Origin of the sequence: Streptomyces corynorhini (genome assembly GCF_003346515.1) — a bacterium.
Taxonomy (GTDB): Bacteria; Actinomycetota; Actinomycetes; order Streptomycetales; family Streptomycetaceae; genus Streptomyces; species Streptomyces corynorhini.
Genome location: NZ_QQNA01000363.1, coordinates 1 through 9,833, shown reverse-complemented (window position 1 = coordinate 9,833; position 9,833 = coordinate 1). Strand labels below are relative to the sequence as shown.

The following is a 9,833-nucleotide window of genomic DNA, read 5'->3' as shown; positions in this document are numbered from 1 at the left end:
CCCTCCGTACCCCGCTCGCCCGAGTCCGCGCCCGCGTCCGCACCCGCTCCCTCGCCCGCCGCGCCGCCCCGGCCGAGCGGCCCGGCGGGGGCGGCGCGGCGGGCGAGGGAGCGGGTGCGGACGCGGGCGCGGACTCGGGCGAGCGGGGTACGGAGGGAGAAGCGTTTCAGCCGCTGTACGGCGCGGGCGCGGACCATTGATCCCCTATGCCCGGGATGGCGGTCCGCCATGCGTGACGGACGCCTTCGCGCGCATCAGCGAATACGTGAGCGGGTGAGGCTCCCGGGTACGTGAGCGGGTGAGGCTCCCGGGCTCAGCCCCAGCCCAGTTCGTGCAGCCGGTCGTCCCCGATGCCGAAGTGGTGGGCGATCTCGTGGACGACGGTCACGGAGACCTCGTGGACGACGTCCTCGGGGCTCTCGCAGTAGCGCAGCGTCGGGCCCATGTAGATGGAGATGCGGTCGGGCAGGACCCCGGCGTACCACTCGCCCCGGTCGGTGAGCGGAGTCCCCTCGTACAGCCCGAGCAGCTCGGGGTCGTCGGGGGCGGGCTCGTCCTCGACGAAGACGGCGACGTTGTCCATGACCCGGGTCAGCTCCTGGGGGATCTGGTCGAGGGCCTGGCTCACCAGTTCTTCGAAGGTCTCGCGTGTCATCTCCAGCACCTGGCCATTGTCCCGTGTCCAGGCGGCTCCGGGCGTGTCCCCGGCGGGGAAAAGGAAGTTGTGCAGTGAAACCTTCCCTCGCTGTGGGCGGGGTGGCCGAGCTTGGTCGTTTTCCGCTGCCCTGTCCCGTGTTCTCCGATCTCCCTCCCTCCCTCTTGCTCCCCCCTCTTTCCCCTCTTTTCTCCCCTCTCCTCTCCCCCCTCTCCCTCTTCCCCGGAGGTGCCGCTCGTGCGCCAGTTGTCCGCCCCAGGCCGCCGTCTCGTCGTCTGGATCGCCAGCTCACTGGCGGTCGCGGCCTCCGCCGGCTGTATGAGCGTCGGTGACGGCGGGGGAGAGCCCGCGCCCTCGCGCTCCGCGGACCGGGGCGGCGCCGCCGCCGAGCCCGACGGCGAGACGGCCGCCGGTGTCGGGGCCGGGATGCCGCACTCCGGACAGGGCCGTACGGGACCGGGCGGGGCGGTGGAGCACTCCGGCGCACACGCGGGGGCGGACGACGGGAGCGGGCGGGGCAAGGGCAAGGACGGCGCGGACGGGAAGGGCGGCAAGGGCGCGTCGCCGTCGGCCAGTTCCCCGGCCGCCGCCTCCCCGGAGCCCCCGCGCGGCACCCGGCCGCACCCGGGCGGGCCGACCCCGCCGCGCGAGGAGCCCGTACCGACCAAGGACCCCACGCGCTCCGCGCCGCCGCCGACCCCGCAGCCGCCCACCCAGGAGCCGGAGCCCGAGCCGGAGCCGGAGACGAAGTCGCCGGAGGCGCCGTCGGCCTCCCCGGCGGCCGACGTACGCAAGGGGGCGGCGCCCGAGGGGGTGTGGGCGCGGAAGGAACCGAGGGCGTCGCCGCAGGTGGGACCGGCCTGAGCGGGGGCGGTCCCAGCCGCCCGGATCCGGGACGGATCGGCTGGATCCATCCCGGACGGATCCGCCGGATCCGGGCGGTTTCCCAGGGGGCTCACCCGCTGGTTTGCCAGAAAGGGGGGAGAGTGCGTATGGTAGTAGATCGTTTGATCATTGCCCGGCGCCGACACAGAAGAGCGCCGCGTGGCGCGTACTCTCCCTTGCCGTGGCTGACCGCATTGAGGCGGTCGATTTGCGAATTCTCACGGAGTTTGGGCGCGTGCCGAGACTCCGGAAGGTTTCGCATTTCGCATGTCCATTTCCAGTACTGACCACGCCGTCATGCCCGAGAACGACACCACCGAAACGGTCGCTGTCGTCGAGAGCGCGGGAGAGGCCGTAGCGGCCCCCGAGACGGCCACCGCGTCCCCCGAGAACCCCGAGGCCCCTTTGACTGACGGTCCCTCAGCTTCCGCTGCCCCCCTTGAGACGGCCGAGTCCGTCGAGTCCGCCGAGACCGACGTCGAGACCGCCGCCTCCGCCGGGACGGCAGAGTCCGCGCAGACCGCCGAGGCCGTCGAGGTCGAGGTCGAGGTCGAGGTCGAGGTCGACGAGGTTGCCGAGTCGGCCGAGGCCCCGGGCCTCTCCTTCGCCGACCTGGGCCTGCCCGAGGGCATCGTCCGCAAGCTCTCCCAGAACGGCGTCACCGCGCCCTTCCCGATCCAGGCCGCGACCATCCCGGACGCCCTGGCCGGCAAGGACATCCTCGGCCGTGGCCGTACCGGCTCCGGCAAGACCCTCTCGTTCGGCCTCCCGCTCCTCGCGACGCTCTCCGGCGGCCACACCGAGAAGAAGAAGCCGCGCGGCATCATCCTCACCCCGACGCGTGAGCTGGCGATGCAGGTCGCGGACGCGCTCCAGCCGTACGGCGACGTGCTCGGCCTGAAAATGAAGGTCGTCTGCGGCGGTACGTCGATGAGCAACCAGATGTACGCCCTGGAGCGCGGTGTCGACGTCCTCGTCGCCACCCCGGGCCGGCTGCGCGACATCATCAACCGCGGCGCCTGCTCGCTCCAGCAGGTCCAGATCGCGATCCTGGACGAGGCCGACCAGATGTCGGACCTGGGCTTCATGCCCGAGGTCACCGAGCTGCTCGACCTGGTGCCGGCCGGCGGTCAGCGCATGCTCTTCTCCGCCACGATGGAGAACGAGATCAGCACGCTGGTCAAGCGCTACCTCACCGACCCGGTCAGCCACGAGGTCGACAGCGCCCAGGGCAACGTCACGACCATGACGCACCACGTCCTCGTCGTGAAGCCGAAGGACAAGGCCCCGGTCACGGCGGCGATCGCCGCCCGCAAGGGCCGCACGATCATCTTCGTACGGACCCAGCTGGGCGCCGACCGCATCGCCGAGCAGCTCCGCGACTCCGGTGTGAAGGCCGACGCGCTGCACGGCGGCATGACGCAGGGCGCCCGTACCCGGACGCTGGCGGACTTCAAGGACGGCCACGTCAACGCGCTCGTCGCCACCGACGTCGCCGCGCGCGGCATCCACGTGGACGGCATCGACCTGGTGCTGAACGTGGACCCGGCCGGTGACCACAAGGACTACCTGCACCGCTCGGGCCGTACGGCGCGGGCCGGCAAGTCCGGCGTCGTCGTCTCGCTGTCGCTGCCGCACCAGCGCCGCCAGATCTTCCGGCTGATGGAGGACGCGGGCGTCGACGCCACGCGCCACATGGTCGGCGGAGCCGGCGCGTTCGACCCGGAGGTCGCCGAGATCACCGGCGCCCGTTCGCTCACCGAGGTCCAGGCCGACTCCGCGAACAACGCGGCCAAGCAGGCCGAGCGCGAGGCCGCCGACCTGACCAAGCAGCTGGAGCGCGCCCAGCGCCGCGCCGTCGAGCTGCGCGAGGAGGCCGGCCGCCTGGTCGCCCGCGCCGCGCGCGAGCGGGGCGACGACCCGGAGGCGGCGGTGGCCGAGGTCATCGCCGAGGCCGAGCGCGAGGTGGCCGCCGCCGCCGCGGCTGCCGCCGCCGTACCGCAGCAGTCGTCGCCGCGCGACGACCGCGGCAACTACGGTCGCCGTGACGACCGTCGCGACGACCGGGGCGAGCGCAGCGGCCGCGGCGGCGCGCGTGGCTACACGCCGCGCGACGACCGCGGCGGCTTCCAGCGTCGTGACGACCGTACGGGTGGCGGCTTCAACCGTGACCGCAACGACCGCGGCGACCGCCCGGAGCGCCGTGACGACCGCGGCGGTGACCGTGGCGGCTTCCAGCGCCGGGACGACCGCGGCGGTGACCGCGGTGGCTTCCAGCGTCGTGACGACCGTACGGGTGGCGGCTTCAACCGTGACCGTAACGACCGCGGCGACCGCCCGGAGCGCCGTGACGACCGCGGCGGACGCCCCTTCGAGCGCCGCGACCACCGCAGCAGCGACCGCCCGGTCAACCGCGACCGCCGCGACGACCGCCCGGCCGCCGGCGCCCGCACGGGCGGCCACGACCGCCCGGCCACCCGCCGCGACGACCACCGTGGCGGCACCACCGGCACCGGCACCGGCTCCTTCGGCCGCCGCGACGACAAGCCCCGCTGGAAGCGCAACGGCTGACCGGCGGAGCTGACCGGCAGAACCGACGGCCGGCCGTCCGTACGACAGGGCCCGTGGTCACCCACAAGGTGACCACGGGCCCTGCCCGTTGACCGGCGACATCCCCATGGGGGGATACCCGATCGGCACACCGCCACCGGCGAGCTATGCTCGTGGGTGTTGTGCCAAGGGCCATTAGCTCAATTGGCAGAGCAGCGGACTTTTAATCCGTTGGTTGTCGGTTCGAGTCCGACATGGCCTACCACCCCGGCCCCGGTACGGAACTCCCCGCACCGGGGCCGCGCTCTGTTCGCGAGCCGACGCGGACGCGATCCTGGAACACGAGAGCCCCGGCCGTTCCACGGGCGCGTGGTCCGGCAGGGGCGATGGTGCGGCAGGTCCTATCGCGTGGTGCCGCCAGGGCACGCCTCACGGGACGGGTGGGGCTTCTGGTGCCCGGTGGCGGGCTGTCCCGGCGGCGACCCAACAGTCTGCCCACAGCTCGGGCACGTGCCCTCGCATCGGCCCGGATCGAATCGCATGGCCATCAGTCCTCCATGTGTCGGTGGTGCTGACGAGTATGTGCACTTCAAACCCGGTCGCCGGGTCGGTCGCCGACCGGGGGCCTCAGAGCTGGCGGATGAACACGCGCGCGCTGTTGTGGAAATCGAGGGTGAGCCCCCGGCTCTTGCCCGCGTCTTCCCGGGTGGACCACCGCGCGATGCTGGCGATTTCAGGCGACTCGGCCCGCACGAGGGCGGCGTACAGCCAGCCCTCATGGTCGCTCGGGTCCGGCTCGCCGCCCTCGGCCGGTACGGGGTCGCCGTTCACCGGAGTGTCCTGGTCATCGTGCTTCTCGCCCGTGGCCAGCTGCCCGATGATCTGCCATCGCACCTCTCCCGCCGTGGTCGTGATGGCCAACCCGAAGGGGTGAGTGGTGTCTCCGGCCTCGCCGAGGCTCTGGACGCGGGTCACGCCCGGGGAGTTCTTGACCAGGTCAAGACTGAAATCCTGGAATCGCGCGGGTCGCATTTGGGATCTTTCCTTCCGTGGCGGCCAAGTCAGTCTAGGCGCGGCCGGGCTGCCCGGGGAGTCGATCCATGACCCCGTCGGCGGGGCACGGGAGCGGAGCGGGGGGTACGGGGGCGAGCCCTGGGCTGGAGGGACCTTTCTCCATCCTGACGTTGCCGGAGCCGGTCCCCGGCATCGTCCGCACCGAAGGCATCGCGGCTGCTTTCCCTCTTGAGGGGCGGGCACAGGTGCGCGAGTGCACACGGCGGTTCGGTGTCCTCGCCGAACTGGCGCTCCCTCGCGCCGAATCCGGCAGCCTGATCGCCAAGATGATGAAGACCTGTGAGTGAGCGGACAGGGCCCCCGACGGCAGCATCGCCGTACGCGACAGCAAGTACCCCGACGCCGGTGCGGTGTTCTCCACCCGCGCGGAGATGGCCGCCTGGCTCAAGGGCGTCAAGGCCGGGGAGTTCGACGACCTGGGGTCTTCCGGTCGGTGACGGAGGGGGCGCGGCCGTGTGGTCTCGGCCGTGGTCCTGTCCGTAGGCCCTCGGCGCCCTCGGCGTCGGCACCGCGTCCGTGCCGCGGCCGGAAAGTGTGCTTCCAGATGCTGCGCTCGGGACTGGATCGACGCACTCTTGGGGCATGAGTGGTGTGAGCATATGAACGAAGTGCCGATTGTCGTACACCGAGCGTCCGGAACAGGCGGGCGCCGGGTGACCGTGCGCGGGCGGATCATGGGGCTGGCGCATTCCGACGACCATCTGGTCGAGTTCCTGCGCCAGGCCGGGCTGCCCGACGCCTGGGAGCTGCTGGACGATCCCACTTGGGTCGAGTGGCAGGGCGGACCCGCGCACGAGTACGGCGCCGACGGGTGAGCCGTGCGGGCCGGGGACGAGCCGGGCCGGGGCGGGCCGAGCGGGCCGGGGCGGCGAGGTCGGCGGGGTCGGCACCGGGTCTCGGACAGGTGTGCGGGGATACGCTCTGCCGATTGTCAGTGGCTGGCCGTAGCCTTGTACCTATGTTCGCTTCCTCGTCCGTTCCTTCTTCCGGTGCCCGCGATTCCTTACGGCGTGCGCGCGTGGCCCGGTCCGTCAGGCCCGCCGCAGAGGTCAATGAGGAGATCCGCGCCCTGTGGTCGCGGTCCGGCGGCGTGCTGCTCCCCGCTGACCAGGAGCGTTATCAGTGGCTGCTGATCGAGTGGGCGGCGGCGGTCCGGAGCGATGTGCTGGAGGCGGCTTAGCCGGGCTGCCGCCGGGACCGCGCCGAGGTGTGGTCATGAGCGTCCTCCGGATGCCGTAGAGTTGTCTTCAACGGCGCGGGGTGGAGCAGCTCGGTAGCTCGCTGGGCTCATAACCCAGAGGTCGCAGGTTCAAATCCTGTCCCCGCTACTGGAAGAAAACGAAGGCCCGGATTCCTGGTGAATCCGGGCCTTCGCCGTGTCCGCGATTCGCTCTTGTGATGATCCCTCTTTCACTCCGGTTCACCCCGTCATGGTCAAGACGTGACAAACTATGACAAGTAACGTGAAGCGTACGGCTGTGCTTGTACGGGACGCCCCCGGGCCCACCCGGGGCGAGGGCCGGGTTCACCGGCCCCGTAGCCCACTCGGCCGACGGTGAGTCGCCGCCCCGCGCGGTGGCGGTCAGCCTGGGTGGAGCGCGGTACTGCCGCAGCCGCGAGCGGACCGGGCAGGAGACGACTGGTGGGGAAGCTGAGGAAGCTCGCAGAGGCCATCGGCGGCAGACGTCGGCGGTCCGGTGGCGGCAGCGGATTCTGGGCCGCCGACGGTACGGGCTTCTGGGGTCCCGGCGACATGTCTCAGGACCAGGCGGCGCACGCCGGATCCGGCTGGCGCCCCGGTGTGCGGGGCCGGGCGCGGCGCCGGATGGTGAACTTCCTGCCCGCCCTCGTGATCATCGGCGGGGTGATCCTCGACGTCTCGACCCCCGCCCGGGTGACCTCCGCGCCCCTTCTCGCCGCGGCCCCGCTCGTCGCCGCTCCGTTCTACCCGCTGATCGGTACGTTCCTGGTCGCCGTCGTCGCGATGGCCGTGCAGGTCGCGCTTTACATCCGGGTGGACACGCTGTTCACCCTCGAATCGCTGAGCCAGCTGCTGACCGTGCTGGTCGTCTCGCTCCTCGCCATGTACATCACCGTCGTCGTCAGACGCAGCAGCGAGCGGCTCGCCTCCGCCCGCATCATCGCCGAGACCGCGCAGCGCGCCGTGCTGCCCAGACCCGCCGAGCGCATCGGCGGGCTCCGGATAGCCGCGCGGTACGAGGCGGCGCAGGAGGGCGCCTTCATCGGCGGGGACCTCTTCGCCGTCCAGGACACGGCGTACGGCGTACGGCTGGTGGTCGGGGACGTACGCGGAAAGGGGCTGGAGGCCGTCGAGGCGGTGGCCGTGCTCATCGGCGCCTTCCGCGAGGCCGCCGAACAGGAGGCGTCGCTGGAAGGGGTGGCGCAGCGGCTGGAGCGCGCCCTGCTGCGGGAGGGGACGCGGCGGGCCGGCGTGGATGTCTTCGAGGGGTTCACCACGGCCGTGCTCGCCGAGATCCCGCACGGCGAGGCCGTGGTCCGGCTGCTCAACCGGGGCCATCCGGAGCCGCTGCTCATGAGCGACGACGGGGGCGTGCGGATGCTGATCCCGCGCGATCCCGCGCTGCCCCTGGGCATGAGCGAGCTGGGCTCGTGGCCGGACCGCGCCGAGCAGAAGCCGTACCCGGACGGCGCGATGCTGCTCTTCTACACGGACGGGCTCACCGAGGCGCGCGACCGCGAGGGCGTCTTCTACGCCCCGCGCGACCGGCTCGACGGGCGGATCTTCCCGGGGCCGGACGAGCTGCTCCAGGCGCTGATCGACGACGTACGGCTGCACACGGGCGGCGGGAGCCAGGACGACATGGCGCTCCTCGCCGTCAGCAGGCCCTCGCCGACACAGCCGGAGCGGCGCAGGACGATGCCGATCGTGCCGTGAGCGACGCCGGTCGTGCCGTGAGTGATGCCGGTCGTGCCGTGGGCGACGCCGGTCGCGCCGGGAAGCGGCGTGCGTTCGTGCGCTGAGCCGCGTGCGTTCGTGCCGTGAGCCGCGTGCGTCGCGCCGGGAAGCGGCGCGGTCCGCTCGTCGGCGTACGGACACGGTGTGTGACCGGTAGGTATCCCTCCGCATAACAAGTGACACACCGTCAGAAACGCGTCGGTGTCGGATGGGGTGTCAACTCGCCCGCTTGCGCGCCCTTGCGTCCCGGTGTGTCCGATGCGAAGTTGTTAACGATCATCGGGAACAGCTTGGAATAAGGCCCTGGTCTCTATTAACGTTCGATAACGCAGCGCGGTTGTCCCAGCCGTCGCCAGAGATGGCACCGCGCGCACGCGCCGAATCCCGCAAGGGAACCGGGGAACCACCAATTGGGGTGAATCGGGAGTTTTCGCTGCCTTGCGCGGGCAGCGCGGCCCCCGTAGGAGACCTTCCTGCTCCGAACCCGTCAGCTAACCCGGTAGGCGAGAAGGAAGGAAAGGAGCGCGCCTCCGTGGCGTCCAACAAGCCTGCCCTCGAAGGCCCCGTAGCAACCGCCGACCCCGGCGAGAACCTCTCCTTCGGCCATGGCCGGAGCGAGGACGGCCAGGCGGAGAGGGCCTGGGGGGAATGGAATCCCACCGAGGAGACCGTCCGCCCCGTCCGCGGCAGGCACCGCGTCGCCAAGCAGCGCGGGCTCGCCCGCAGCTCCACCGTCCTCGGCGTGGGTGTCATCGCCGCCGTCGGCGCCGGAGGCATCGCCACGGCCCAGGACAAGCCCGCCGTCTCCATATCCCTTCCCGATGTCATCGCGGACAATCTTCCGGACGCCCACTCTCTTCCGGGGATGGGTTCCTCCTCCACCGCGGAGAAGGACACCGCGTCGGAGGTCCTGGCGCAGGCACCCCTCACCTCCGCCGGTCTGACGGCCGCGGACACCGAGCAGGGCGCCACCGACGCCGGCGAGGCGCTCCGCGCCCGGATCCTCCAGCAGGCCGAGCAGCAGCAGGCCGACGCCGACGCCGCCCAGAAGGCCGCCACCGAGGCCGCCGCCGTGGTGCAGGCCACCTCGCAGGCCAAGAAGCAGCAGACCCAGGCCGAGAAGACCGCCGCGGAGGCGAAGGCGAAGGCCGAGGAGGAGGCCAAGGCGAAGGCCGAGGCGGCGCGCCTCGCCAAGCTGGCCGCCAGTTTCTCCCTCCCCACCTCCTCGTACACGATCACCTCCACCTTCGGCCAGGCAGGCTCGCTCTGGTCGTCCGGCCACCACACCGGCCTGGACTTCGCCGCCCCGACGGGCACCCCGGTCAAGGCCGTGCACAGCGGCACGGTCAAGTCGGCGGGCTGGTCGGGCTCGTACGGCTACCGCACCGTCCTGGAGCTGGATGACGGTACGGAGATCTGGTACGCCCACCAGTCCTCGATGACCGTCACGGCGGGCCAGAAGGTCTCCACCGGCGAGGTCATCGGCCGCGTCGGCGCCACCGGCAATGTGACCGGGCCCCATCTGCACCTTGAGGTCCACACGGGCGGCGGCGCGGGCATCGACCCGATGGGCTGGCTGCAGGGCAACGGCATCAACCCCTGACGGCTCCCCCCCCCGGGCCGTCCGTGCCCGCCCAGGCCGTCCGTACCCCCGGCCGGTCCGTGCCTGCCCCGGGCCGTCCGTGCCCGCCGCGGACGGCCGTCCGGGGCCCCGGACGGCCGTCCGGGGAA

The 9,833-nt window shown here is 72.0% G+C and carries 10 protein-coding genes, 2 tRNA genes, 1 pseudogene and 1 riboswitch; of the genes and pseudogenes, 11 read left to right on the top strand and 2 right to left on the bottom strand.

The features are described 5' to 3' along the window. Positions 1-200 (top strand): annotated as a pseudogene (locus tag DVH02_RS36620) (hypothetical protein); the annotation flags it as partial. 113 nt (positions 201-313) lie between these two features. Here DVH02_RS36620 and DVH02_RS32360 read toward each other — a convergent pair. After that, complete coding sequence (locus tag DVH02_RS32360; protein WP_114627415.1) at positions 314-664, bottom strand: metallopeptidase family protein; 351 nt, start codon at positions 662-664, stop codon at positions 314-316. Positions 665-892: 228 nt separating this feature from the next. Between DVH02_RS32360 and DVH02_RS32355 the strand changes: the two genes are divergently transcribed. The 3 genes from DVH02_RS32355 to DVH02_RS32340 all read left to right on the top strand — a co-directional run bounded on the left by DVH02_RS32355 (position 893) and on the right by DVH02_RS32340 (position 4,355). Beyond that, entirely contained in the window at positions 893-1,519 is a 627-nt protein-coding gene (locus DVH02_RS32355) for a hypothetical protein (protein WP_114627414.1), read from the top strand. Positions 1,520-1,807: 288 nt separating this feature from the next. Further along, a complete protein-coding gene (locus tag DVH02_RS32345; protein ID WP_114627412.1) occupies positions 1,808-4,111 on the top strand; it encodes a DEAD/DEAH box helicase in 2,304 nt (767 codons plus the stop codon). A gap of 168 nt (positions 4,112-4,279) precedes the next feature. Further along, positions 4,280-4,355 (top strand) — tRNA-Lys (locus tag DVH02_RS32340). A 362-nt stretch (positions 4,356-4,717) separates the two neighbouring features. On the opposite strand, the gene DVH02_RS32335 is transcribed toward DVH02_RS32340, so the two are convergent. Next, the gene (locus tag DVH02_RS32335) at positions 4,718-5,122 is read right to left on the bottom strand and encodes a hypothetical protein (protein ID WP_114627411.1); all 405 of its coding nucleotides are present in this window, start codon (positions 5,120-5,122) and stop codon (positions 4,718-4,720) included. Positions 5,123-5,190: 68 nt separating this feature from the next. On the opposite strand from DVH02_RS32335, the gene DVH02_RS35395 reads away from it, so the two are divergent. From DVH02_RS35395 to DVH02_RS32305, 7 genes are all read left to right on the top strand, one after another. Continuing rightward, positions 5,191-5,451: a Scr1 family TA system antitoxin-like transcriptional regulator gene (locus DVH02_RS35395; protein WP_114627410.1), complete on the top strand. Its 261-nt coding sequence runs from the start codon at positions 5,191-5,193 to the stop codon at positions 5,449-5,451. Positions 5,452-5,475: 24 nt separating this feature from the next. Continuing rightward, the gene (locus tag DVH02_RS37210; RefSeq protein WP_114627409.1) at positions 5,476-5,601 is read left to right on the top strand and encodes a DUF397 domain-containing protein; all 126 of its coding nucleotides are present in this window, start codon (positions 5,476-5,478) and stop codon (positions 5,599-5,601) included. A gap of 162 nt (positions 5,602-5,763) precedes the next feature. After that, on the top strand, positions 5,764-5,979 hold the full coding sequence (locus DVH02_RS32320) for a hypothetical protein (RefSeq protein WP_114627408.1): 216 nt from the start codon (positions 5,764-5,766) through the stop codon (positions 5,977-5,979). A gap of 203 nt (positions 5,980-6,182) precedes the next feature. Next, positions 6,183-6,344, top strand: a complete 162-nt coding sequence (locus DVH02_RS35775) for a hypothetical protein (protein WP_199566496.1) — start codon at positions 6,183-6,185, stop codon at positions 6,342-6,344. A 74-nt stretch (positions 6,345-6,418) separates the two neighbouring features. Beyond that, positions 6,419-6,492 (top strand) — tRNA-Met (locus DVH02_RS32315). A 425-nt stretch (positions 6,493-6,917) separates the two neighbouring features. Then, positions 6,918-8,081: a PP2C family protein-serine/threonine phosphatase gene (locus tag DVH02_RS32310; RefSeq protein WP_114627416.1), complete on the top strand. Its 1,164-nt coding sequence runs from the start codon at positions 6,918-6,920 to the stop codon at positions 8,079-8,081. A 386-nt stretch (positions 8,082-8,467) separates the two neighbouring features. Then, positions 8,468-8,623: riboswitch (cyclic di-AMP (ydaO/yuaA leader) on the top strand. Between the two features lie 11 nt (positions 8,624-8,634). Next, positions 8,635-9,705, top strand: coding sequence for a M23 family metallopeptidase (locus DVH02_RS32305; RefSeq protein ID WP_233518592.1), 1,071 nt, complete (start codon positions 8,635-8,637; stop codon positions 9,703-9,705). Positions 9,706-9,833 lie beyond the last annotated feature (128 nt).

What these genes read in the sequence shown, in the direction of transcription:
- DVH02_RS32335 (WP_114627411.1), bottom strand. Translation starts at nt 5,122, where the DNA reads ATGCGACCCGCGCGATTCCAGGATTTCAGTCTTGACCTGGTCAAGAAC.
- DVH02_RS32345 (WP_114627412.1), top strand. Translation starts at nt 1,808, where the DNA reads ATGTCCATTTCCAGTACTGACCACGCCGTCATGCCCGAGAACGACACC.
- DVH02_RS35395 (WP_114627410.1), top strand. Translation starts at nt 5,191, where the DNA reads ATGACCCCGTCGGCGGGGCACGGGAGCGGAGCGGGGGGTACGGGGGCG.
- DVH02_RS32310 (WP_114627416.1), top strand. Translation starts at nt 6,918, where the DNA reads ATGTCTCAGGACCAGGCGGCGCACGCCGGATCCGGCTGGCGCCCCGGT.
- DVH02_RS32320 (WP_114627408.1), top strand. Translation starts at nt 5,764, where the DNA reads ATGAACGAAGTGCCGATTGTCGTACACCGAGCGTCCGGAACAGGCGGG.